Consider the following 24944-nt stretch of genomic DNA (forward strand, 5'->3'; position numbering starts at 1 on the left):
GAATATTCCAGCACCGCGCCACGCGAACGGGGAGTAGTTGTTGATGTTCGCCGTGAACATCAACAACTACTCCCCGTTCGACGGGAACTAATGGTGATTCACCGGGACCCGGATCTCGGGCCTGCAGTGGCGTCGCACCCGGTGAATCAACCAAATCTAGACTGCGGCCAGTTCCCTCTCGCCAACGGGGGCCGGTTCGGGAGTTTCGTGGAGGTAATTGGCGTACGCCGAGGTGGTCAGGAAGGCCGGGAAGTCCTCACCCAGGGCTACTGCTTCGAAGATCTCCAGGGCGTCGTTGAACCTGTCGGCGTCGAAGCGGGGCATCTTCTCAAACTCCTCCGCCAGCATCTCCTTCACCCAGTCAAAGGTGATGAGTTCGCCGGTGTCGGTGATGGCTTCGCTGTGGATCCACTGCCAGATCTGTGACCGTGAGATCTCGGCCGTGGCGGCGTCCTCCATGAGGTTGTTCAGTGCAACGGCGCCATGGCCGCGCAGCCAAGACTCAATGTACTGGATGCCCACCCAGATGTTGTCGCGGATGCCCTGCTCGGTGATGTTGCCTTGGGTGCCGGCAATGTCCAGCAAGGCCCTGTCGTCGAGTTCGACGTCGTCCCGGGTGCGGCTGAGCTGGTTCGGGTTCCAGCCAAGAACCTCATCAAAGACCTCCATGGCCACCGGAACCAGGTCCGGGTGGGCCACCCAGGAGCCGTCAAAGCCGTCGTTGGCCTCGCGGGTTTTGTCGGCACGGACCTTCTCCATGGCGTTCGCGTTGGCCTCCGGGTCGCGGCGGTTGGGCACAAACGCCGCCATGCCGCCAATGGCCATGGCGCCGCGGCTGTGGCAGGCGCGGACCAGCTGTTCGGTGTAGGCGCGCATGAACGGGGCCGTCATGGTGATCTGGTTCCGGTCCGGGAGCACAAAGCGCGGGCCACGGGTGCGGAAGTTCTTGATCACCGAGAACAGGTAGTCCCAGCGGCCGGCGTTCAGGCCCGAGGCATGGTCGCGCAGTTCGTAGAGGATTTCCTCCATCTCAAAGGCGGCCGTGATGGTCTCGATGAGAACGGTGGCGCGGATGGTGCCCTGCGGGATGCCCAGCAGATCCTGGGCCTGAATGAAGATGTCATTCCAGAGGCGTGCCTCCAAGTGGTTTTCAATCTTCGGCAGGTAAAAGTACGGGCCCTTGCCCTGGGCCATCAATCTGCGTGCATTGTGGAAGAAGTACAGGCCGAAGTCCACAATGCCGCCGGCCATGGGCTTGCCGTTGATGAGCAAGTGCTTTTCCTCCAAGTGCCAGCCGCGGGGGCGGACCACGATGGTGGGCAGCGTCTCGGCCGGTGCCAGTTTGTACTCCTTGCCCTCGGGGCTGGTGAAGTCGATGCGACGCTCCAGGGCGTCGATCAGATTCAGCTGGCCCCGGATCACATTGCCCCAGGTGGGTGTGGATGAGTCCTCCATGTCCGCCAGCCACACCTTGGCTCCGGAATTCAGGGCGTTGATGGTCATCTTCTGATCAACCGGTCCGGTGATTTCAACGCGACGGTCCTCCAAACCCGGTGCCGGCGGGGCAACCCGCCAGTTTGGATCCTCCCGAATGTGGGAAGTGTGGCTGAGGTAGCGGGGATCGGAGCCGCTCAAGATCTGCGTGCGGCGTGTTTTGCGGGCCGCCAAAAGTTCTGCGCGTCGGGCAGTGGTGCTGCGGTTCAGTGCCGCGATGAAATCCAGCGCCTCGGGGGTGAGGATTTCGTTTTGGCGGTGGATGGGCGGTGCTGTCAGGGTGATGCCGTTGAACGTGATTCCGTTCAGGCTGTTCGTTGAGTTCATGGGATGCGCTCCAAGTCTGGGGTAACTGTGACGCAGTTGTTGCTAAAAACGCGGACATTTTCAGCAACAACTGCGTCACAGTTGGGGGTTAGTGGAACTGCTGGGCTTCGGTGGAGCCGGCCAGTGCGAGGGTGCCGCTGTTAGGGTTCAGGGCGCTCGCAACCAGATCGAAGTAGCCTGTGCCTACTTCGCGCTGGTGTTTGGTAGCGGTGTAGCCGCGGTCTTCGGAGTCGAATTCGCGCTCCTGCAGTTCGACGTAGGCGCTCATCCCGTCCCGGGCGTAACCGTGGGCGAGGTCAAACATCGAGTAGTTCAGGGCGTGGAAGCCAGCCAGGGTGATGAACTGGAACTTGAAGCCCATGGCGCCGAGTTCGCGTTGGAACTTGGCAATCGTGGCGTCGTCCAAATGTTTTCTCCAGTTGAACGACGGCGAGCAGTTGTAGGCAAGCATCTGGTCGGGGAATTCGGCGTGGACGGCGTCGGCAAATTTCTTCGCCAGCGCCAGGTCCGGGGTGCCGGTTTCCATCCAGATGAGATCGGCGTGCGGTGCATAGGCCAGGGCCCGGGCAATACACGGTTCAATTCCGTTGCGCACATGGTAGAAACCTTCGGGGGTGCGCTCGCCGGTGATGAACGGCTTGTCGCGGTCATCCACATCTGAGGTGATCAAGGTGGCGGCCTCGGCGTCGGTGCGGGCAATGATGACCGAGGGGACACCGGCGACGTCGGATGCGAGCCGTGCCGCGTTCAGCGTGCGGACATGCTGGGCCGTGGGAATCAAAACCTTGCCGCCCAGGTGACCGCACTTCTTTTCGCTGGCCAGCTGGTCTTCCCAGTGCACTCCTGCTGCGCCGGCGCCAATCATGGACTTCATGAGCTCGTAGGCGTTCAGCGGCCCACCAAAGCCGGCCTCGGCGTCGGCCACGATCGGCACCAGCCAGTCCTCGACGCTCTGCTTGCCTTCGGAGAATTCGATCTGGTCGGCGCGCAGCAGGGCGTTGTTGATGCGTCGGACCACCGTGGGGACCGAGTTCACCGGGTAGAGGGACTGGTCCGGGTAGGTGTTGCCGGACGTGTTGGCATCGGCGGCAACCTGCCAGCCGGAAAGGTAAATCGCCTTCAGCCCGGCCTTGACCTGCTGCACAGCCTGGTTGCCGGTCAGGGCGCCGAGTGCGTTGGTGTAGCCGTCGGGGCCGGCATTGCGCAGCTGGTCCCAGAGCTTTTCCGCGCCACGGCGGGCCAGGGTTTGTTCCTCGGTGACCCGTCCGCGCAGCTTCACGACGTCGGCGCCGGTGTAAGTGCGCTCAATCCCTTCCCAGCGGGGGTTGGCCAACCACTCAAGTTCGAGGGCTGCGGCAGCTTGTGCATTGCTCTGCTCGGGTGTCATTGCGGGTTCAAATGCTGCGCTCATGGTCTCGCTCCTTTGCGATGGGGATGATCGGTGATTGAAACCCGAGATCCGGTGTTCTTCTTCGTGATTTCTACTATTCAGAAGTTTTCAAGAGGTTTCTAGGGGTAAACACTGGAAAGATTGGCACTTCTTCACGTATCGTCAAGAAATGACGAATGTGGGATGGAACACAGCCGAGGTGCGGGAGCCGCGCGGCAAGGACGCCGCTGCAAACAGCGAGCTGGACATCATTTCGCTGGGCCGACGCGTGCGGCACCTGCGCAAGAATCTGGGCATGACCCTTGACGATCTGGGCGGGAAAGTGGGGGCTGCGCCGTCGCAACTTTCCTTGATTGAGAACGGCAAGCGCGAGCCCAAACTGACGCTGCTCCAGCACCTGGCCGTGGCACTGGGAGTGGGGCTCGACCAGCTGCTGGGAGCAGAGCCGCCCAGCAGGCGCGCCGCGCTGGAAATTGAGCTCGAACGGGCGCAGCGCGGGCCGCTGTACCAGTCGCTGGGACTGCCCACAGTGCGCGTCAGTTCGCGGCTTTCCACCGAAGTGCTGGAGTCGCTGGTGGGCCTGCAGCATGAGTTGGAGCGGCGCCTGGATGAGCAGTCGGCCACGCCGGAGGAAGCACGCCGGGCCAACAATGAATTGCGGATGGAAATGCGCGAGCGCAACAACTATTACCCGGAGATTGAGCGCCAGGCCCAGGAGCTGTTGACCAAGGTGGGTCACGACAGGGGCCCGCTGTCCCACCACGTGGCCGCCGACGTGGCCGAACACCTGGGTTTTGACCTGCATTACGTGGGAGATTTGCCGCATTCCACCCGCTCGGTAACGGATTTGAAGAATCGCCGAATTTATCTCACCCAGGGACAGCGCTCCGACCACGACCCCCGGTCGGTGCTGCTGCAGGCACTGGGGCACTACGTTTTGGGGCATCAGACGCCAACGAACTACGCAGACTTTTTGCGCCAGCGCGTGTACACCAACTACTTCGCCGCGTCCTTGTTGATGCCCGAGCGGGCCACGGTGGACTTCCTCAAGGAGGCCAAGGCCGCCAAGGAACTGGCCATCGAGGACATCCGCGACGCCTTCGCCGTCTCCTATGAGACGGCCGCACACAGGTTCACCAACCTGGCCACGGAGCATTTGGGCATCACCACGCACTTCCAAAAGGTGCATGAGTCCGGGATCATCCACAAGGCTTATGAGAACGACGGCGTGAACTTCCCTGCCGATCACACCGGCGCCATCGAAGGGCAGGCAGTGTGCCGGTTCTGGACCTCGCGGGCCGTCTTTGATGTGCCGGACAAGTTCCGGGCCTTCAACCAGTACACGGACACGGCCGTGGGAACGTATTGGTGCACGGCCCGCACCGAGCGCCATTCCTCGGGCGAGTACTCGCTGAGCATCGGTGTGCCGTATGCGCACGTGAAGTGGTTCCGGGGCAGGGAAACCACCGAGCGCTCTCAATCCAAGTGCCCTGATCCGGGCTGCTGCCGCAGGCCGCCGGCGGAACTATCCGCGGAATGGGCCGGCAACGCCTGGCCGTCCACGCGGGCCAACTCGCACCTGCTGGCGGCCATGCCGCAAGGGGCTTTTCCCGGCGTCGACGAGACTGAGGTCTACAGATTCCTGGCAGCCCACGAAGGGCGGTAAACGGGCGGCTGCCAAGTCTTCGCCTGACGTTCACTTGGCGCACAGGCACAATGACCGCTGGGAGACATAGCGTGAAGGTGTCAACAGCACCAAGGCTCCCAACAGTGAGGAAATTTCATGACTCCGCAACAACTCCCTGTCATTTTGACCATCGAAGGCGCAGCCGCCAGCAACGAAGATGTTGTAGGGGACAACGTGGAGGTGGTGAACGCCATGTACCAGGCGCTTCTCAACGCTGAGGAAATCGCACCGGATGCCCTGCGCAGCTACTTCGTGGACTTCTACCTGACCCAGATGCTCGAGGGCGGCTTTGCCCAGTATGTGTTCATGACCCCGGACCGGGACGAACTGGACAACTACATTCGCGAGGGCCTGGAGGGCATGGGCGCCAAGGAGCACCTGGCACTGTTCGAGCGCACCATTGAACACTACGACTCCCTGTCCGAAACAGACATGGAGGCCTACCTTGAAGGTGAAAGCGATGAGGAGTCCGGCCCGTCCGACGCCGTTGCCACCATGGAAGCTCTCGACGGTGAGTTTGAGGAACTGCTGGAGTCCGAAGACGTTACAGGGCTCAACGCCGTGTGGCTGCGTAGCCAGCCGGGGCTGCTGGTGCTCGATGAGCAGGAACTTCAAGCACATATCGCTACACGCGTGGCAGGGATTCCGAACCTGGCGCAGCGCCAGGCCGAAGCCGAAGAGGCAGAGTTGGAGGATGCGCCCGATTTTGAGCTCATTATCCGCGAACTCTGCGCCGAGGCGGGTCACGAGCTGGAGAAGATCACCATGGGCGATCCCAACTTTGAGCACAACGGCGAGACTGTTTTGGCCTGGCACTTCAGGACAGACCAGGGCGAGTTCATCATGCTTGAGGGCGACGCCGAAGCCGTCATGATCCACCCTGAAACCAAGGAAGTCCTTGCCACGGTGGAATTCGAGCTTGAAGAAGACTTCGTCGACGCGTAGCTGACGCCTCCAACGCGGCCAGGAGCTCGTTTGGGCACCTCCGGCGGGTGATTCGCTCCAACACCCGCCGGAGGTGCCCATAGGAATGCCGTTCCAGCAGGACAACCCGGCCCCGGGCGGACATCCCAGCGAGAAGCGGTGCCGCCGGCAGGGGAGGTGGCCCAAAGAGCGGATTGGTGCAGCCGTGCCGTAGGGTCAAACGCATGAATGATCTCAAATGGACAGCCACGGCCCCTGCCAGCAAAGCGTGGAAGGCAATGCCCTTTGCCCCCGGCATTTACAAGATATACCTGACAGGTGCCCTGCCCAAGGACGCAAACTGGCCCGCGGAGCTGGCCCCGCTGAAGCGCGGTGACTTGCTGTATGTGGGCAAGGCCACCAACTTGCGCAGCCGCGCCAAGCACCACGCGGTGCAAACCTCCAAGTCCACGTTGCGCCGCTCTCTGGCGGCCATTCTGGGGTTGCAGGCGCAGTGGCACGGAAAATCCGCCCATCCCCGGCTGACCGACGTGGACGAAGAAGTGCTCAGCGCCTGGATTGTGGCCAACCTTGGCATGGCGTTTGCCGTGGTGGACGACCTTGAGCCCGTCGCGGCCCTTGAAGACGCCATGCGCGAAGAACTCTGCCCGCCCTTGAACCGTGACGGCCGCACGCCCGAGCAGTTGCACGTCTCTGAGGCCGCTGGCGCCTCGCAGCGCAACGCACTCCGCGACAAGGGCTGAGCAGTCCGCAGCAACGCGCTGCCAGACCCCGATCCCTTGACCGTTGATGGTTTCCGCACCATGCTGGCAGTAGTTACTGCCAAGTAAGCCGGAGACTCAACGAAGAGGACCACCATGCCCCACCACGGCATGCCCGCACCGACTACCCTCGGCCAGAGGTTCCTGGGCAAAGCGGCCGTCATTACGGGTGCCAGCCGGGGGATCGGGCTGGCGGTGGCGCAGCGACTCGCCGCCGAGGGGGCCAGCGTCCTTATTACGGCGCGCCACCAGGAACAGCTGGATGAGGCGCTCGCAGCCCTTGGCGGAAACGCGATCGCCCTTGCCGGGCACGCGGATGACCCGGACCACCGTGCGGAGGTGCTGGCCGCCGTCGAACATCATTTTGGCGGGCTGGACGTCCTGGTCAACAACGCCGGCATCAACCCCGTGTTCGGGCCGCTGGAAACGGCGGACTTAGACGCGGCGCGCAAAATATTTGAGGTCAACATTCTGGGCACCCTGGCCTGGACGCAAGCTGTGCTGGCACATCCCGGGCTGGGTTTCCGGCAGCGGCGCGGGAATGTGGTGAATGTGTCCTCTGTCAGTGGCGACGTGCCCGCACCCGGCCTGGGCTTGTATGGCATCAGCAAGGCAGCTGTCTCCCACCTGACCCGCACGCTGTCCATGGAGCTGGCGCCGGATATCCGGGTGAATGCGGTGGCCCCCGCCGTGGTCAAGACCACGTTTGCCCGCGCCCTGTACGAAGGCCGCGAGGCGGAGGTTGCCGCGGCGTATCCGCTGGGACGGTTGGGGGAGCCCGACGACGTGGCTGCAGCAGTTGCCTACCTCGCCTGCGCCGATGCCTCCTGGGTGACGGGTCAGATCCTCACGCTCGACGGCGGCCTGCGCAACGCGGGCGGGCTCGGCTGAGCGTGGCTTTTGTGGGAAAGACACGGCCGTCAGGCAACTTCAAAGGCAAGGAGCAGCACGTGAACAGCACACCCCAGGCCGGGCTGTACCCGGAGTCCGTGGAGGAGCTGCGGCGGCGCACGCGGGACTTCATCCGTGGCACAGTGCTCCCCGCCGAACCGCGGCCGGGCCAGGCGCTGAATCTGACGGTCCGGCGCGATCTGGCGCAGGCTGCGCGGGAAGCAGGGGTGTTTGCCCCGCACATGCCGGTTGAGTACGGCGGCCAGGGGCTGGCCCTGGAGCATTGCTCGCCAGTGTTTCAGGAGGCAGGATATTCGCCGATCGGCCCGGCGGTGCTCAATTGCATGGCGCCGGATGAAGGCAATATGCACATGCTGAACCTGATCGGCACAGGTGAACAAAAGAAGCGTTTTCTGGCCCCGCTGGCCGCCGGTGAGATCAGCTCGTGCTTTGCCATGTCTGAGCCGCATCCCGGTGCCGGGTCGGACCCGGAGGCCCTGGCCACCACCGCCGTCCGCGACGGCAGCGGCTGGCGAATCGACGGGCACAAGCGCTTCACCAGCGGCGCCACGTTCGCCGGGTTTGCCATAGTCATGGCGCGCACGGGTGCGGACGGCGCCACCGGCAAGGGGGCGCCAGACGGCGCCACCATCTTCCTGGTGCCAATGGACACGCCGGGCGTGCGGCTCGGCGCCCCCATTCACACCACTGACAGGTACCTGCCCGGCGGGCATCCGCATGTGCATTTCGACGGCGTCCACGTCCCAGGTTCGGCTGTTCTTGGCGAGGTAGGACTGGGATTCACGTATGCGCAGCTGCGGCTTGGCCCGGCCCGGCTGACGCATTGCATGCGCTGGCTGGGGCTGGCCCGGCGTGCCATGGACATCATGCTGGACCGTGCCAACACGCGGGAGATCTTTGGCGCCCATCTTTCGCAGCTGGGCATCGCGCAGGAGATGATTGCCCAGTCCTGCATCGACCTTGAGACCTCCGACGCCATTATTGCCAAGTGCGCGTCCCTGCTGGCCGTGGACCCGAAGGCTGGTTCGGCCTTGTCCTCCATGGCCAAGGTGCACTGCTCCGAGGCTGTCTACAGGGTGATCGACAGGGCCGTGCAGCTGTGTGGGGGCGACGGCGTGTCCGACGGATTGCCGCTGGCGCAGTACCTGAACGAGGTGCGTCCCTTCCGGATCTACGACGGTTCCACCGAAACCCACAAATGGGCCATCGCCCGGCGGGCGGTCTCCAGCAGGCGCCGTGCTGTTGAGGGCGGCGAACCGTTCCAGGGCTCGGTCCACAACCACGACGGAGAACGCTGATGGGCCGTATGCAGGACATTGTGCAGACAACAGCGGAAGCCGCCCGGACGGACCTTGCGCCCCTTCTGATCCTTGAACGGGTGGAGGAATTTCTGGATGCCGCCGGCATCGGGTCCGGACCGGTGCATGCGCACCGCATTGGCGAGGGACAGTCCAACGTGACCTTCCGCATTAAAAGGCATGGGGCCGACGTCGTGCTTCGCAGGGGGCCAAGGCCACCGTTGCCACCGACTACGCACGACATGGTTCGGGAAGCGCATATCCAGTCACTGTTGGCGCCGCTGGGCATACCGGTGCCCAAAATCTTGGCCGTATGCGCGGACGCCAACGTACTGGGTGTGCCGTTTTACGTGATGAGCCATGTGGACGGAGACGTGGTGACGGACACCGTGCCGGAGCATTTGGACGCTCCCGCACAGCGCCGTGCCACGAGTGAGGCGGCCGCCGACATGCTCGTGAGGCTGCATTCGGTGGATATCGAAAGCGGCGACATTGCCGGGATTGGGCGCCCTGACGGATACCTGAAACGGCAGGTACAGCGGTTTTCGGTGCTGTGGGAGATGGGTGGCAGCCGTGAACTTCCGCAAGTGGCCCAGCTGGCGCACTGGCTTGAGGCGAACCGGCCGGTCACCCAGCGCAATACGGTAATCCATGGCGACTACCGGCTGGGGAACCTGATGTTCAGCCGGCAGGGCCCCGCCCACGTGAAGTCGGTGCTGGACTGGGAGATGGCCACCCTGGGCGACCCCTTGGCGGACTTGGGCTACCTGACGGCCACGTACGCGCAGGCCGGCACCCCCGCCACGCTATTGGAACTGACGCCCGTGACGGCGCAGCCGGGCTACCTCAACCGTGCCGACATGGCGCAGCGGTACAACGCGCACTTTGACCTGGACCTGTCCGCGCTGCCCTGGTACCAGACGCTGGCGCTCTGGAAGGCGGCCATTTTCAGCGAGGCGATCCACACGCGGTGGAAGCGAGGGGAACGCGCGGACGGTTCGGCGTTCGGGGCCGCACTGGAGGCGGGCGTGCCGCGGCTGCTCGAGGCGGCAGCAGCCCATGCAGCCAAACTGCCGTAACTTATCCTTCGTATCCGGGCAACGGTGCGGCGGCCCCGGATCACACGCAGGTGTCGAGCCACTGCCGGATCAGTCGTTCCTCTTCGCTGCCTGTGGTGGGCAACCGTAGAAGAGGGATCTGGTGAGTGGCGCAGATCGCATCCTTGTGGGCGTCCCGAACTTGCTGCCGGGGGTCGTTTTCATGGAACGCGAAGCCGTCGACCTCGATGGCGAAGACCGGCCTGTTGCTGATTCGGTTGTAAACCACGAAGTCGAGAGTCGTTGCCCGGTGCCTGACGTAGGCTGCCTGCTCGGCGGTGAGCCTGGTGAGGTCCGGTAGAAGGTTGCGCAGGACGACCTGGTCCGCCACGGTGAAATCGCCATACGGCCCTTCTGTGAGGATCTCGTTGAGCACAGTCCAAACAATGTCCTCGGAAGCGAATCCGGTCCGCTTCCTCAGCCGGCCTGCCAGCGGCCTCAGACGAGGCGAGTAGTCCTTGTACAACAGGTCGAAAACGGACACGATTGTGCTCTCAAAAACCTCTTGCCCGGGATCGTGATACTGGATGTAGTCGATTAGATCCCGCAGGTTGCGGCTCTTGGGCAGCATGCCGCTGTTGGTGACGAGCACGAATTGCTTCTGGGCGCGCGAGACTGCCACGTTGACCAAGTGGGGGTCGTCCACGAAGTCCAGACCGTTTCTGCCGTTGACGTTCTCGTTCAAGACCGTGCTCATGATGACCACTTCCTTCTCGCGGCCCTGGAACTTGTGGACTGTACTTGCCTGAATGCCTGTCAACTGTTCGGTGAATTTGCCGGCCTGGAGCCGGTACGGCGTTGCAATGCCGATCTTGTCCTTGTCGGTGTCGGCAAAGTATTGCTGGATCACGTCCTGGACCACAACGTCAATCTCCCGTTGGTTTGAACGCCCGCCTCCTTGATGTTCGCGCATGTGATTTCCCGCAGCGGTGCGCACGATTCTCAAAGGGTGCGCCCCGGGCCCACTGCTCGTGAAGGGAACGAGCTGTCCGTTGTAGAACTTCTTGTTGCAGAATCCGATGATTGTCGGATCACAGCGATAGTGCTCCCGGAGCATTGTTCGGGGCAGGGCGTCGCCATAAAGCGCTATCAAGGAGGACAAGATGTTGTGTTGCTGATAGTCGTAGGCCGGTGCCGGTGATGGAATTGCACGGTCGGACGCCGCCTTGTCGGCGATGTGCTGGAGCTGGCGGAGATCACCCACGACGATCACATTGCGTGCATGTTTTAGCGCCAGTCCGGCCGCTAGCAGATCGACCTGGGACGCCTCATCGATGATGAGATAGTCCAGAAGGAACCCCTCGGGGAGGCTCCAGCCCAACGAGTGGCACGTGCTGAGAATGACGGGGTAGTCCCGGGTGAACTGCGCGAACTGCTGCTTGTACGTCGTTGGCCCGTAAATTTCCGCTGACAATGGGGCGTAGCGCTGTTGGAGGCCGGCTCGAAGCGCCTGGGATGAAAGCTGCCGGTGTTCCTTGGCCAGTGATGCAATGTCGGCCTGTTCCAGCGTTTGTTCGGCCTGCCGGATTTCGTGCTGAAGCTCGCTGATCTTGTTGTCGTAGTACGCGCGCTGCAGGCGTAGCACCGAGTCAGTGTCATACGGATCCAGGGACCGGGCAGATCCGTACCGAAAGTATCCCCTGACTTTCCGGAGCAGGCGCCGGATGGGACCATCGTCCGCACGCCACAGCGCCGTCTCGGCCAGGTAGTCAAGGATGCGTCCCGAGGACTGCTGCAGGAGCGGGAGTCCTGCAAGGTCTGCTGGCGCATGGTTATGGAGATATCGGCCGAAATGACGACGTTCGAGTTGGTAGGCATCGCTCTCCTGCCGCAACTGGGCCAAACGCCTCTCGGTCTCCTGCAATAGTTGCAAGCGCTGGTCTGCGTCAGCGATCTGTTCATCCGGCGGCATCGGCACCGCCCCGCCGTCGAAAAGACCGGCGACTTCCGCGTTTCTGGCCGCTTGACCCGCAAAAAACTCCGCCCTCTTTTCCTTGCGGCCCAATCCCGCAACCACATAGTCGATCCCCTCCTCCGCAAGTTTTTCCCGGACATTGTCCACGGCAGAATTGGTGAATGAGACGACGCCGACAGTGGCGCCGGGCGTGGCAATGATGTTGGCGATCAGGTTCAGGATCGTTTGCGTCTTACCGGTGCCTGGTGGCCCGTCGATCACCGAAACAGGGTGGCTCAAGCACGTCCCGACGGCCTCGCGCTGGCTAAGGTTTGCCGAGAACGGGAAGATCATCGTGCCGACTTTGTCCGACGATTCAATGTGTCCGCCGTTGAGGTACCTGCCCAACACGCTCTGCGAATCGACGAAGCCCAAACGCTCAAAGGACGGCCGGTTCGGGCTGTCCTGGACCAGACCGGACACGATGCTTCGCCAATAGTCGAGAATGCTCGATGCCTGGGGCGACCCCGCGGCGTTCTGGCGGAGATCGATCTCGTGATCCGGGTAACTTCGATAGGCCACCTGTCCCGCTGTGGTGTAGAAAATTCGCCACCAGGGTCCATCGGGACCGTCAAAGCGCCACACTTCGGTAAGACTGTTCCAGAGGGCGCCGTTCACCGCGACCCTGATGCCCGCGTTGAGCGGAATGGCCATTGGGTCCCACAGGATTGCCGCCTTTTCTGCCCGGTACCGATACTCCTTTTCCCGATTCTGCACCATGAATGTGAGGTAAACGTAGGACGGGTCCGCTCGATAGCTGACAACATCCCGGGTCTTGTCCGCCCAGCCACCTGTCGCGCCGGAACGGACAAGGACGGCCTGGCGGCGCGGATCAATCACGGCAGCTTCTCCCCAATCAGCTATTGGAACACTCTTTTCGAAGTCTACTCACCATGGACAAGCAGGAAGTGGCCGCTGCCCGGACCTTCAGCGTCGCATAATGCGCAACGCCAGCACCGCGGCGTGCGCATGGCCCAAGTTAACTTCGGCTATGCGCACGCCGCGGTGCTGGCGCTGCGCCACTGTCATTCCTGCGCAAGCCAGGCGGCTGGCAACGCGCATGGGCATGCGCAAGAGATTTCGCGTGCACTTCACATGAGTCTTGCCACACACTTGCGTGAGGTGGCGCACACAATTATGCTTAGTGTGCACTATTAGAACTTGATGTTCAGATAGTGAACACATTTACATGGTGGTGAAGAAGCCGCCCACAGTGCAGTGAGGAGATTCTTGTGCAGTTCCACCACCACGGATACGTATCCGGTGACCCGCGCATTCAAGCGGCGGCAGGTACCGGCATTGACCGTCCCGAGGAGCTTCCCGACGAGGTGGATGTGCTTATTGTCGGCTCGGGCCCGGCTGGCATGCTGACCGCGGCCCAGCTCGCCCAGTTCCCCGGCATCACCACGCGCCTGGTGGAACGCCGCGACGGACGGCTGGCGATCGGCCAAGCCGACGGCATCCAGGCCCGCAGTGTCGAGACCTTCCAAGCCTTTGGCTTTGCCGAGGCGATCACTGCGGAGGCCTACTGGATCACCGAGATGGCGTTCTGGCGCCCGGACACCGAGAACCCCACACACATTGTCCGCGGTGGCCGTGCCAAAGACGACGCAACTGGCATCAGCGAGTTCAAGCACCTGATCGTCAACCAGGCCCGCGTGCTCGACTACTTTGCCGACGTCGCCAAGAACTCCGCCGCCCGACTGACCCCAGATTTTGGCTGGGATTTCCAAGGCCTCGAAGTTGCCGACGAGGGCGACTATCCGGTGAAGGTCACACTTGTGCGTAGCGCCGGACCGGACGAGGGCATGGAGAAGACGGTGCACGCCAAATACGTGGTGGGTTGCGACGGCGCCCGCAGCAAGGTCCGCGCCTCGATCGGTTGCACCATGGCAGGGGACCAGGCCAACCACGCCTGGGGCGTCATGGACGTGCTGGCCAAGACCGACTTCCCCGATATCCGCACCAAGTGCGCCATCCAGTCGCACGACGGCGGTTCCATCCTGCTCATTCCGCGCGAGGGCGGGCATCTCTTCCGCATGTACGTTGACCTCGGCGTGGTGCCCGAGGGCGACAATGGCAACGTCCGCAAGACAAGCGTCGAGGAAATGATCGCCAAGGCCAACGCCATCATCACCCCCTATACGCTGGAGGTGCGCAACGTCGCCTGGCACAGCGTGTACGAGGTGGGCCACCGCCTCACCGACCGCTTCGATGACCTGCTCCCCGAGCAGCTTGGCGAGCGCACCCCGCGCGTTTTCATCACCGGCGACGCCTGCCACACGCACTCCGCCAAGGCCGGCCAGGGCATGAACGTCTCCATGCAGGACGGTTTCAACATCGGCTGGAAGCTCGCCCACGTCCTTGAGGGGCGCAGTCCGGAGAGCTTGTTGTCCACCTACTCGGCCGAACGCCAGGTTGTGGCTAAGAACCTCATCGATTTTGACAAGGAATGGTCCACAATGATGGCCAAGAAACCCGAGGAGTTTGACAGCCCGTCAGCCCTGGAGGACTTCTACGTGCGCACCGCCGAATTCCCTGCCGGCTTCATGACCGAGTACACCCCCTCGCTGATCACGGGCGTTGCCACGCACCAGGAGCTGGCCACCGGGTTCCCGTTGGGCAAGCGCTTCAAGTCGGCACTTGCCGCCCGGGTCTGCGACACGAATCCGATGCACCTGGGCCACCATGCCACGGCTGACGGCCGGTGGCGCATCTACGTCTTCGCCGACCCTTCTCCGGCCGGCGCTGCCTCGCCTGTCGCGGACTTCGCCGAATGGCTCTCCACTTCGCCGCAGTCACCCCTCGCGGCAACACCCAACGGACTCGACGCCGATGCCTGGTTCGATGTGAAGGTTATCTACCAGCAAAGACATGAGGACATCGACATCAACGCTGTTCCGGCAGTGTTCAAGCCGGAGGTTGGACCGTTCAAGCTGACCGAATACGAGAAGGTCTACGGGACGGTCCCCGGCGCCGACATCTTCGATGAGCGCGGGCTCTCCCGCGACGGCGTGGTCGTCGTGGTCCGCCCGGACCAGTACGTGGCGAACGTCCTGCCGCTCACGGCCACGGCCGAACTGGGTCAGTTCTTCGCCCAGATCCACTCGGGCGCACGCGTCTAGCAGCGCCCAGCAAAAAATAGGGTGGGCCCCGCGGCAATTCGCTGCGGGGCCCACCTGCCGTTCCGGACGCACCCCGGTCGATCTGAACGCCACCGGCCTGCAGGAAACGGCACAGGAAATCCTCAAGTATGCCCCGGACGCATTCGGCAAAGTAGTCGGCATCAATCTCACCGGCGTCTTTTACGGGCTCAAGCACGTCCTGAAGGTCATGCGTGTGCAGGGGTCCGGCGCCGTCGTGAACACCGCCTCTGTCGGCGGCATCCGCGGGGTGGGCAGCCAGTCCGGCCACGCCGCCGCCAGGCACGGAGTGGTGGGCCTGACCCGCAACTCAGCCATCGAGTAAGGCCAGTCCCACAAGTACTAAGTGCCCGGGCTAACCCAGGTCGACGACCTTGAATCCCGGGTCCGTCCAGCGAGTGCTTGCGGACCGCGAAGTGCGCGCCACAACAGTGCGGCCCCTGGCTGTCAAGCCGGGGGCCGCACGGCACAGCCTTTAAGGGGCGTGCGTTCTAGTCCTGGTACGGATCCGCGATGCCGATGTACTGGGTAGTGGTGTATTCAGCAATGCCTTCAGAGCCGCCTTCACGGCCTAAGCCCGAGTGCTTGACCCCGCCAAACGGTGCGGCCGCGTTGGAGATGACGCCGGCATTGAAGCCCACCATGCCGAATTCCAGTTGTTCGCTCACCCGCAGCAGGCGGGAGAAGTCCCGCGTGTACAGGTAGGCGGCCAAGCCGTATTCGGTGGAGTTGGCGATCCTGATGGCATCAGCTTCGTCGGTGAATGTGGTCACGGGGGCCACCGGGCCAAAGATTTCCTGCTGCAGGATCGCGGCGTCGTTGGGCACATTACCCAGGACGGTGGGCTGGTAGAAGTAACCTTCGCCCTCGACGACGTCGCCACCGGCCAAGATTGTGGCACCTTCGGCGACGGCGGCGGTGACCAGTGCATGGATGCCGGCGCGCGCCTTTTCCTCGATCATCGGGCCGACGTCGGTGCCGCCCTCCGTGCCTCGACCCACCGTCAGGGCCCCGATGCGGGCGGCCAGCTTGGACGTGAATTCGGCGGCCACTGAAGCGTGGACCAGGAAACGATTGGCGGCCGTGCAGGCTTCGCCCATGTTGCGCATCTTGGCGGCCATGGCACCGTCAACGGCCTTTTCCAGGTCGGCGTCCTCGAAAACGAGGAAGGGGGCGTTGCCGCCCAGTTCCATGGAGGTCCGCAAGACGTTTTCGGTCGCGTCGGCCATGAGGCTCTTGCCCACGGCGGTAGATCCGGTGAAGGAAATTTTGCGGAGGCGTGAATCCTTCAGTAGCGGACCCGAGATGGCCGCGGCGCTGGAGCCGGAGACCACGTTCAGTACGCCGTCGGGCAGCCCGGCCTCCTGCATGACTTGCGCAAACAGCTGGGCAGTCAGCGGTGTCAGTTTCGCAGATTTGAGCACCATGGTGCAGCCTGCCGCAACGGCCGGGCCCACCTTGCGCGTGGCCATGGCCAGCGGGAAGTTCCACGGCGTGATCAACAGGCACGGGCCCACGGGCTTGTGCTGGACCAAAATCTTGTTTTTGCCCTCGGGGCTGGTGAGGTAGCGGCCATAGTCGCGCACGGCTTCCTCTGAATACCAGCGCAGGAACTCGGCACCGTAGGCCACCTCGCCGCGGGCCTCGGCCAGCGGCTTGCCCATTTCCAGCGTCATGAGCAGTGCGAAGTCCTCGGTCCGCGCGGTGACGAGTTCGAAGGCCTTGCGTAGGATCTCGCCCCGAACGCGCGGTGCTGTCCGGGCCCAACTGGCCTGGGCTGCGGACGCAGCATCGAGGGCGGCGATGGCGTCCTCGCTGCCGCCGTCGGCGATGGAAGCCAGGACGCGGCCGGTGGCTGGATCGTGGACATCCAGGGTCTTGCCGCCGGCGGCGTCGCGCCATTGGCCGTTGATAAGCAGCCCGGTGGGGACCGAAGCAAGCAGCTCCGCTTCTCGGCTAGCTGTAATGGTCATGCGTTTGCTCCTTGAAAAATCGAAAAGAGGGTGGTTTCGACGGGCTCAACCATCGACGGGTCAGTAGCTTGATGTGGGGCCGGTGCCGGGGGCCTGCACATATTTGGCAGCAAGGGCTTCGCCGCCGCGCGCAAGCAGTGCCACATCCGCGCCTACAAGGATGAAGTCCACACCGGCCGCCAGGTAGCGGCGCGCCGTGGCCTCGGCAAAGGCGTTGACACCCACGGGTTTGCCGGCGGCTTTGGCGGCGTTGATGCAATGTTCGACGGCGGCCACCACGTCAGGGTGTTCCTGCTGTCCCAGCACGCCCATGGACGCGGCGAGGTCCGAGGGGCCGATGAAGACGGCGTCGATCCCGTCAACGGCTAGAATCTCCGCCACGTTGTCAACGGCCTGCGCCGACTCGATCTGGACGACCACCGTGATGGTTTCGGACGCGTGGGCCAGGTAGTCCGGGATGCGGTTCCAGCGGGCCGAACGGGCCAGGGCCGAGCCCACGCCGCGGACGCCAAGAGGCGGGTATCGGGTAGATGATACCGCAGCCGCAGCCTCGTCGGCGGTGTGCACCATGGGGATGAGGAGGGACTGCGCGCCGAGATCAAGGTATTGCTTGATGATCACGGCGTCGTTAACGGGCGGACGCACCACGGCCGTGACGGGGTAACCGCGTACGGCTTGGAGCTGAGCGAGGATCCCCTCGAGACCGTTGGGGCTGTGTTCGGCGTCGATCAGGAGCCAGTCCAAACCGGCGCCGGCACAAATTTCGGCCACTAGCGGGCTGCCCGAGCACACCCACATGCCCGATAGGGGACGGTCGGCCGAGACCAATGCGTCCCTGAATGACGGGTCGGAATTTATTCGAACTGGCATGTGATGGTCCCCAACTGCCCGTAGTCGGCAAACACCGTGTCGCCTGCATGGACCCACATGGGGCGGGTGAAGGAGCCGGCGAGAATGAGTTCCCCGGCCTTGAGGGATTCCCCATGGGGGGCGATCTTGTTGGCCAACCAGGACACGCCCGACGCCGGGTGGTTCAGTACCCCGGCCGCCACCCCGGTCTCCTCGACTGTTTGGTTCTTATACAGGATGGCCGAGATCCAGCGCAGGTCCAGGGCGTCCGGCTTTACCGGATTTCCGCCTACCACCATGGCACCCATGGCAGCATTGTCGCTGATGGTGTCCACGATGGTCCGGCCCTCCATTTCGATCCGCGAATCGAGGATCTCCAGTGCCGGAACCACATATTCGGTGGCCCGGAGGACATCGAAGATGGTAGCGTCCGGGCCACTGATGTCATCCTTGAGCAGGAACGCCAGCTCCACCTCGATGCGTGGATGGGAATACTGCTTCCATGCGATTGTGGCCCCATTTTCCAGGATCATGTCCTTGAAGATGATGCCGAAGTCCGGCTCCGTGATGCCCGTGGCGTACTGCATGGCCTTGGACGTCAGGCCAATTTTGTGACCGCCCAGCACCCGGCCGGATGCTTCACATCGCTGTCGCCACAAACTCTGGACCCGGTAGGAGTCCTCCACCGTCATGTCCGGGTAACGGGCCGTCAGCCGCGGCATCGGCGTCCGGGTGCGGCCCGCATCGACCAGTTCATCGGCGATGCGGGCAATCGTTGCGTCATCAAGCATGGTGTGTCTCCTATTATCAAAGGCTTAGATCCTAGTACCGGCGAAGGACCTTGGATCTAGAGCTGGTGGCCCATCTTGAAGCCGATTTCCTCGCCCGGATCGCCGGTCATCGCGTCGCCCGGCCCGCGGGTGTAGGAGAAGCCGTCGGCACCTACGGTCACCTCCATCTCCGAGGAGTGGGTGCGCTTGACGACGTCCTGCGGCTTGCCGTCAAGGTCAAGGACCAGGGAGGCCTCGGTGTACCAGGACGGTACAACCGGGTTGCCCCACCAGTCGCGGCGCTGGTTGTCGTGCACGTCCCAGGTGATGACCGGGTTGTCCGGGTCACCGGTGTAGTAATCCTGGGTGTAGATCTCGATGCGGTGGTCATCCGGGTCCAGGATGTAGAGGTAGAACGCGTTGGAGACGCCATGGCGTCCCGGGCCGCGCTCGATGCGGTCGGACATGCGCAGCGCGCCCATCTTGTCGCAGATCTGGATGATGTTGTGCTTCTCGTGGGTGGAGAAGGCAACGTGGTGCATGCGCGGGCCGTCGCCGCCGGTCAGGGCGGTGTCGTGCACGGTGCCCTTGCGGTGCATCCAGGCTGCGTAGGTGACGCCCTGGTCGTCCTGGATGTCCTCGGTGACGCGGAAGCCCAGGTCCTCGAGGTACTTGCGGCCGCGCGGGACATCGGGGGTGACCTGGTTGAAGTGGTCCAGGCGGACCAGCTCGCCGGCCGAATAGATGTCGTAGCGCTGGTGCAGGCGTTCGACGTGCGTGGACTCGAAGAAGAACTCGTACGGGAAGCCCAGCGGATCCTCGACGCGGACAGAGTCGCCGATGCCGCGCACGAAGCCTTCGGTGCGGCGCTCGGTGCGGCAGCCCAGTTCCTTGTAATAGGCCTCGGCGGCGTCGACGTCAGCGTTGGAGCGCACACGGTAGGAGAATGCTGCCACCGCTGCGATCGGGCCGAGGGTCAGTACCAGGTTGTGGTGGATGAACTCCTCGAAGGAGCGCAGGTAGATCTGCTTGTCGTCCTCGTAGGACACGTGCAGGCCGAGAAGGTCGACGTAGAACGCACGGGACTTGGCCAGATCGGTGACCACGATTTCCATGTACGCGCAGCGCAGGATATCGGGAGCCGGGACGGAGGGCTTGGGGATGACGTTGGACATGATTCGCTCCTTTGCGGAAAAACCGGAAAAACTGGGTGGGGGTGCGGGTTAGGCGCCGAATTTGGGGGTGTGGACCGTGCCGAGGGTGATGTGCACAGCCTGCTGGTCCGTGTAGAAGTCGATGGAGCGGAAGCCGCCCTCATGTCCCAGGCCGGAAGCCTTGACGCCGCCGAACGGGGTCCGCAGATCCCGGACGTTGTGGCTGTTCAACCACACCATGCCGGCTTCGACGTTCTGGGAAAAGTTGTGGGCGCGGGTGAGGTTCTGCGTCCAGATGTAAGCAGCCAGGCCGTACTTGACGCCGTTCGCCAAAGCCAGCGCCTCGTCGTCGTTCTCAAACGGGGTGATGGCGACTACGGGACCGAAGATTTCCTCTTGGAAGATTCGAGCCTCGGGCAAGACATCCGCGAAGACGGTGGGGGAGACGTAGTTGCCGGTCTCCAGGCCTTCGGGACGGCCACCGCCGGCAAGCAGGCGGCCCTCGGTCTTGCCAATTTCCACGTAGGACATGACCTTGTTGTAGTGCTCCGGGTGAACCAGCGCACCCACCTCGGTCTTGGGGTCGTGGGGGTCGCCCACCACAATGTTCTTGGCCCGTGCGGCGAACTTTTCACAGAATTCGTCGTAAATGGACTGCTCCACCAAGATGCGGGACCCGGCAGTGCAGCGTTCGCCGTTGAGGGAGAAGACGCCGAACAATGCGGAGTCAATCGCGGCGTCGAGATCGGCGTCGGCGAAGACCACGCAGGGGCTCTTGCCGCCGAGTTCCATGGACAGGCCCTTAAGTCCGGTCGCGGCGTTGCGGAAGATGGTCTGACCCGTGGTGGTTTCACCCGTGAAGGAGATCAGCGGCACGCCGGGGTGTTTGACGAGCGAATCGCCGGCCTCTTCGCCAAGTCCGTTGACCAGGTTGAAGACGCCCTGCGGCAGGCCAGCTTCTTCAAAGATGGTGGCCCACAAGGAGGCGGACAGCGGGGTGAACTCGGCGGGCTTGAGCACCACTGTGCAACCGGAGGCCAGCGCCGGGGCGAGCTTCCAGGACTCGAGCATGAACGGCGTGTTCCAGGGCGTAATGAGTCCGGCAACGCCGATCGGCTTGCGGTTGACGTAGTTGATCTGGGCGCCGGGGACCTTCATGGCGTCGTCGAACTGGGCAACGATCAGGTCTGCGAAGAAGCGGAAGTTTTCCGCGGCTCGGAGAGCCTGGCCGCGAGCCTGGGTGATTGGCAGGCCGGAGTCGAACGTTTCCAGTTCGGCCAGGCGCGCTTCCTGGGCCTCAACGGCATCGGCGATCTTGTTCAGGATGCGGGCGCGCTCACGTGGCTTCATCCGCGGCCACGGGCCGTTGTTGAAGGCCTCGGTGGCGGCGGCCACGGCCAGGTCGATGTCAGCCTTTTGCCCGGCGGCGGCCGTGGCGTAGTTGCCGTTGGAGACGGGGTCCAGCACGTCAAAGGTCTCCCCGCCAACGGAATCGACAAATTTGCCGTCGATGTAGTGCTGGATGTGGGTGGGCAGGTTGTCCGGAAGGTAGTGCTCAGCCATGATGAATGCTCTTTTCTGCGTCGTTGCCGAGATCAGCGATGGGTTGTTGATGATTGCATTAGTAGGAGAGGGCCAGTGGTCCTTGGGCCTGTTGTTCGGGAGTGCTGCGGGCCAGATAGGCGTCCAGAGTGGATGCGCGGTGGGCGCGGGCGGCCCGTTCGATGTCTTCGACGGGGGCGCCGCTCTCGAGTATTTGCAGCAGCCCTTCATGCTCGGCCACGGATTCACTGGCCCGTCCCGGGACATAACTGAACGTGGATGAGCGCAGAGCCTGGAGCCGGTTCCAACCGCGGTGGACGAGGTCCAGGATGTGCGGGTTCGGGCAGTTCTCAAACAACACGCTATGGAATTGCTGATTTAGTGCCGTGAAGCGGACCGGGTCAAAATTATTCAGACACTCGCGCATCTGTGCGTTGATGGCCCGTGCGCGCGTAATGTCCGATGCCGTAATCAACGGGGCGGACAACGCTGTGGCTGCGCCTTCCACAATGCTCAGCGTCTGCATCGTATACAGGTACTCCGTCGGGTCGATCCCGGCCACCGTGGCGCCGACATTGCGTTCAAATGTCACGAAATTTTCCGCCTCGAGCCGGCGGATGGCCTCGCGCACCGGTACCACGCTGCAGCCCAGATCTGCGGCCAGCGCGGCCAGCACCAGCCGGTAGCCCGGGGTGAACTCGCCGCCGAGAATTTTGGCTTTGATGGCGGTGTACGCCTGCTCTGACTTACTGATCGAGGGTGAGCCCGCGTTCCGCTCGGTCACGGCTGCGCCGCCGGGTTGGGATGCGTGGCGGCCCACTCGGCGAACTTCGCCTTCCACGCCGCATTCATCGGGTACAGGCCCTCGACGCTGTGGCCTTGGGTGACCATTTCAGCGATGTAAGTTTCCTCGTGTTCCTGGATGATGGCGGCGTCTGCAACCTCTTCTGCCAACGACGGCGGGATCACGAGGACCCCGTCGGAGTCGCCGACGATGATGTCCCCGGGCTGGACGGTGGCGCCACCGCAGGAGATGGTCAGGTCCGTGTCCCACGGAATGTGCTTGCGGCCCAAAACGGCCGGATGCGCGCCAGTGAAAAAGGTGGGCATGTCCAATGCCGCCACAGCGGCAACGTCGCGCACACCGCCGTCGGTCACGATGGCCGCGGCGCCCTTGATCTGGGCGCGCAGGGCCAGGATGTCCCCGACAGTTCCCGTTCCGGGCTCGCCGCGGGCCTCCATGACCAACACATCGCCCTCATTGAGCGTGTTGATGATGCGTTTCTGGGCGTTGTAACCGCCGCCATGGGCCTTGAACAGGTCCTCGCGGTTGGGCACGTAGCGCAGGGTGCGGGCGGTGCCGGCGATCCGCAGTTCCGGGCGGGTGGACTTGAGCCCGTCGATGCTGACGTTGTTCATGCCGCGCTGGCGCAACTGGGCGCTGAGCGTTGCCGTGCCAACGCTGGTCAGCTTGCGCTTGAGCTCCGCGCTGAGGCCCTTTGGTGCCAGACCAGCGGCTTCGGCGGAGCCCCAGGCCTCCTCCCGGTCGCCGTCGGTGGTCTTGGGTTTGTTGCCGAAGTCCGCCAGCTCTTCGGTGCCCTGGACGACGGCGGTGCGTAGCCGTCCTGTGCTCAGCCCCGCGGCCGGGGCGTCGACTTCGACCTCGATGACATCTCCGGGGCCGGCAACCGAGGAGCCGGCAGGAGTCCCGGTCAAGATCACGTCCCCTGGTTCCAGCGTCATGAGCTGAGACAGGTCGGCCACGATCTGGCTGAAGGGGAAGATCAATCCGGCGGTGGTGTCGGACTGGACCAGGTTCCCGTTGAGCCAGGTCCGCACGCGCAGGTCCGCCGGGTCAACAGCGTCCGCCGGGATGAGAGCCGGGCCGAACGGGGTGAAGCCGTCGCCGGACTTGGACCGTACATTGGAACCCTTGTCCGCGTATTTGAGGTCATACACACCAAGATCGTTGCTTGCCGTGACATGCCCAACATGTGACCAGGCGTCGTCGAGGCTGACACGGCGTGCCGCAGTGCCAATGACAAGGGCGATCTCGCCCTCATAGGCGAGCAACTCGCAGCCGGCAGGACGTTCGATCTCCGAGCCGCTCAGGCTCAACGACGATGAGGCCTTCAGGAAGTAGGAAGGCTTGGCCGGGGTGCGGCCGCGCTGGTCGGCACGCGACTGGTACGCCAGATGGACGGCGATGACCTTGCCGGCCTGCTTGACGGTGGCTGCGGTGACTTGTTCCACGGAACACTCCTGGGATGGTGGGTTGCTGGCCCTGAGAATAAGATACGAAATCGTATACAATCATCGTAGTCATGTTACCTCGGTCACGTCAACCCTACGACGAGGCTCATGTAAAGTGCTCGCGAAATGGGGCGGGTGCCTCAGTTGAGAATTGCTAGCGAAATCTCTTGCGCATGCCCCAGGCGGCTTTGCCCATGCGCGTTGGCAGCGGCTTCACTTGCGCATGTCCCTGGTGGCTTTGCCTATACGCATTGCAGGCCTCTTCACTTGCGCAGGAATGACAGTGGCGCAGTGCCAGCACCCCCGTTGGCGCATAGCCGAAGTGGACTTGGGTCATGCGCACGCCGGGGTGCTGGCGCTGCGCATCATGCGCAGATGAAGGCCCGGGCAGCGGCCGCGGCAAGCCACACTGGAATGATTCCGCGAGCAACTTGAGATGATGCGCCACGCCCTAAAAGTAACCCCACATCCAGCCCCATTTGGATGTCTGCAGGGTCGCTTGGAGGCAGCTCCGCGGAGTCTGATGTGGCGCTGTGTGTTGGCCGGTGGCCCTCAGTCATACCCGGTGCATGCTCGGTGTGCAGGCCACTTACTGGAGTTGGGCCTCGACAGCACGCGCGCTGCCCACGAGGCGCGCACCGATGGTGCTCGGATCGCCACCGGACCCCAGAAAGACTACACAGATGGCTGCCGGCATGCCTCCGGGGACGTGGATGGGCGCGGCAATCGCAGAAACTCCGGGAAGGACTTCGTCGTGGCTCGTGGCGAAACCGGCGGTCCGGGCGGCACGCGCTTCGGGGCGGTAGGGCAGGCCCGGTGCCAGCCGCGCCCACGCGTCCTCACTCATGGCGGACTGGATGGCAATTCCGGGCGCGCCGGAGCTGAAGGAATGACGCGTGCCCGGTCGCTGGGCCAGGGTTGCCCCTGAATGGCGGGGCTCCACTGTCAGAAGGGTCACCGAATCGCGGTGATCCCAGACGGCAATGAACGCCGTCATGGACAATTCGTTGGCAAGCTCAGTCAGCTCGGGAAGGGCCGCTGTTTGCAGATCGCGTGCGACGCCGCGGGCCAGGGCTGCCAATCCCGGGCCGGCCTGGACACGGCCGGCGTCGTCCCTGATTAGCAGTGAGTGATCTTCGAGGGTGCGCAGTATCCGGTAGGCAATGGAGCGATGCACGCCCAGCGCATCGGACAGTTCGGCGATGGTCATGGGGGATTGGGACTCGGCCAGAATTTCCAGGGCGCGGATGCCGCGTGACAGGGTTTGCGAATGGGCAGGGGCCTTCGCCTCGCGGCCGTCTACTGCATCTAAATTCACGTCGTCATCCTTCTTAGTCGCCGGAGAGTGGTTGCCCTTGCGGCCATGGCGTTGATTGTTCTGTATTAGGAACGTCAATCGAATTATAGAACTTATTC

General features: G+C 63.4%; 20 protein-coding genes. 8 read left to right on the forward strand and 12 right to left on the reverse strand.

The features are described 5' to 3' along the window. Positions 1 to 156: 156 nt before the first annotated feature. Positions 157 to 1821, reverse strand: a complete 1665-nt coding sequence (gene aceB / locus CVS28_RS01105) for a malate synthase A (protein ID WP_103480349.1) — start codon at positions 1819 to 1821, stop codon at positions 157 to 159. An 88-nt stretch (positions 1822 to 1909) separates the two neighbouring features. Next, positions 1910 to 3232 carry an isocitrate lyase gene (gene aceA / locus CVS28_RS01110; RefSeq protein ID WP_103463921.1) on the reverse strand — a complete coding sequence of 441 codons (1323 nt, stop codon included), beginning with the start codon at positions 3230 to 3232 and terminating at the stop codon, positions 1910 to 1912. 148 nt (positions 3233 to 3380) lie between these two features. Between aceA and CVS28_RS01115 the strand changes: the two genes are divergently transcribed. The 6 genes from CVS28_RS01115 to CVS28_RS01140 all read left to right on the forward strand — a co-directional run bounded on the left by CVS28_RS01115 (position 3381) and on the right by CVS28_RS01140 (position 9872). Continuing rightward, a complete protein-coding gene (locus tag CVS28_RS01115) occupies positions 3381 to 4877 on the forward strand; it encodes a helix-turn-helix transcriptional regulator (RefSeq protein WP_103480350.1) in 1497 nt (498 codons plus the stop codon). A gap of 117 nt (positions 4878 to 4994) precedes the next feature. Then, positions 4995 to 5843: a DMP19 family protein gene (locus tag CVS28_RS01120; RefSeq protein WP_103480351.1), complete on the forward strand. Its 849-nt coding sequence runs from the start codon at positions 4995 to 4997 to the stop codon at positions 5841 to 5843. 203 nt (positions 5844 to 6046) lie between these two features. After that, on the forward strand, positions 6047 to 6565 hold the full coding sequence (locus CVS28_RS01125) for a GIY-YIG nuclease family protein (RefSeq protein ID WP_103463924.1): 519 nt from the start codon (positions 6047 to 6049) through the stop codon (positions 6563 to 6565). A gap of 129 nt (positions 6566 to 6694) precedes the next feature. Further along, complete coding sequence (locus tag CVS28_RS01130) at positions 6695 to 7474, forward strand: SDR family oxidoreductase (protein WP_103480473.1); 780 nt, start codon at positions 6695 to 6697, stop codon at positions 7472 to 7474. Between the two features lie 59 nt (positions 7475 to 7533). Continuing rightward, complete coding sequence (locus CVS28_RS01135) at positions 7534 to 8793, forward strand: acyl-CoA dehydrogenase family protein (RefSeq protein ID WP_243399619.1); 1260 nt, start codon at positions 7534 to 7536, stop codon at positions 8791 to 8793. Next, positions 8793 to 9872 (forward strand): phosphotransferase family protein, encoded by a 1080-nt coding sequence (locus CVS28_RS01140; RefSeq protein ID WP_103480352.1) that lies wholly within the window; start codon positions 8793 to 8795, stop codon positions 9870 to 9872. Before CVS28_RS01135 ends, CVS28_RS01140 begins: the two co-directional genes overlap by 1 nt. 40 nt (positions 9873 to 9912) lie before the next feature. Here the strand turns inward: CVS28_RS01140 and CVS28_RS01145 are convergent, their stop codons facing one another. Both CVS28_RS01145 and CVS28_RS19565 read right to left on the reverse strand, forming a co-directional pair. Further along, positions 9913 to 12684, reverse strand: a complete 2772-nt coding sequence (locus CVS28_RS01145) for an AAA domain-containing protein (protein ID WP_103480353.1) — start codon at positions 12682 to 12684, stop codon at positions 9913 to 9915. Positions 12685 to 12771: 87 nt separating this feature from the next. Continuing rightward, positions 12772 to 12912, reverse strand: a complete 141-nt coding sequence (locus tag CVS28_RS19565; RefSeq protein ID WP_165788022.1) for a hypothetical protein — start codon at positions 12910 to 12912, stop codon at positions 12772 to 12774. A 164-nt stretch (positions 12913 to 13076) separates the two neighbouring features. Here CVS28_RS19565 and CVS28_RS01150 point away from each other — a divergent pair, with 164 nt between their 5' ends. Continuing rightward, positions 13077 to 14969, forward strand: a complete 1893-nt coding sequence (locus CVS28_RS01150; protein ID WP_103463928.1) for an FAD-binding monooxygenase — start codon at positions 13077 to 13079, stop codon at positions 14967 to 14969. 82 nt (positions 14970 to 15051) lie between these two features. Further along, positions 15052 to 15312, forward strand: coding sequence for an SDR family NAD(P)-dependent oxidoreductase (locus CVS28_RS01155; RefSeq protein ID WP_279325053.1), 261 nt, complete (start codon positions 15052 to 15054; stop codon positions 15310 to 15312). A gap of 166 nt (positions 15313 to 15478) precedes the next feature. Here CVS28_RS01155 and CVS28_RS01160 read toward each other — a convergent pair whose 3' ends face one another. The 8 genes from CVS28_RS01160 to CVS28_RS01195 form a co-directional block, all read right to left on the reverse strand. Then, the gene (locus CVS28_RS01160) at positions 15479 to 16960 is read right to left on the reverse strand and encodes an NAD-dependent succinate-semialdehyde dehydrogenase (protein WP_103480354.1); all 1482 of its coding nucleotides are present in this window, start codon (positions 16958 to 16960) and stop codon (positions 15479 to 15481) included. A gap of 60 nt (positions 16961 to 17020) precedes the next feature. Further along, positions 17021 to 17830 (reverse strand): HpcH/HpaI aldolase family protein, encoded by an 810-nt coding sequence (locus tag CVS28_RS01165; RefSeq protein WP_207797141.1) that lies wholly within the window; start codon positions 17828 to 17830, stop codon positions 17021 to 17023. Continuing rightward, complete coding sequence (gene hpaH / locus CVS28_RS01170; RefSeq protein WP_103463931.1) at positions 17815 to 18600, reverse strand: 2-oxo-hept-4-ene-1,7-dioate hydratase; 786 nt, start codon at positions 18598 to 18600, stop codon at positions 17815 to 17817. Before hpaH ends, CVS28_RS01165 begins: the two co-directional genes overlap by 16 nt. Positions 18601 to 18656: 56 nt before the next feature. After that, on the reverse strand, positions 18657 to 19754 hold the full coding sequence (hpaD, locus tag CVS28_RS01175; RefSeq protein WP_103463932.1) for a 3,4-dihydroxyphenylacetate 2,3-dioxygenase: 1098 nt from the start codon (positions 19752 to 19754) through the stop codon (positions 18657 to 18659). Positions 19755 to 19802: 48 nt separating this feature from the next. Continuing rightward, positions 19803 to 21296, reverse strand: coding sequence for a 5-carboxymethyl-2-hydroxymuconate semialdehyde dehydrogenase (gene hpaE, locus CVS28_RS01180; RefSeq protein ID WP_103463933.1), 1494 nt, complete (start codon positions 21294 to 21296; stop codon positions 19803 to 19805). Positions 21297 to 21354: 58 nt separating this feature from the next. Continuing rightward, a complete protein-coding gene (locus CVS28_RS01185) occupies positions 21355 to 22059 on the reverse strand; it encodes a GntR family transcriptional regulator (protein ID WP_103480475.1) in 705 nt (234 codons plus the stop codon). Continuing rightward, positions 22056 to 23528 (reverse strand): fumarylacetoacetate hydrolase family protein, encoded by a 1473-nt coding sequence (locus tag CVS28_RS01190; RefSeq protein WP_103480356.1) that lies wholly within the window; start codon positions 23526 to 23528, stop codon positions 22056 to 22058. The genes CVS28_RS01185 and CVS28_RS01190 overlap by 4 nt, the downstream gene beginning before the upstream one ends. Before the next feature lie 589 nt (positions 23529 to 24117). Further along, positions 24118 to 24846: an IclR family transcriptional regulator gene (locus CVS28_RS01195; protein ID WP_103463935.1), complete on the reverse strand. Its 729-nt coding sequence runs from the start codon at positions 24844 to 24846 to the stop codon at positions 24118 to 24120. Positions 24847 to 24944 lie beyond the last annotated feature (98 nt).

This window comes from Arthrobacter glacialis, assembly GCF_002909415.1.
GTDB classification, from domain to species: Bacteria; Actinomycetota; Actinomycetes; order Actinomycetales; family Micrococcaceae; genus Specibacter; species Specibacter glacialis.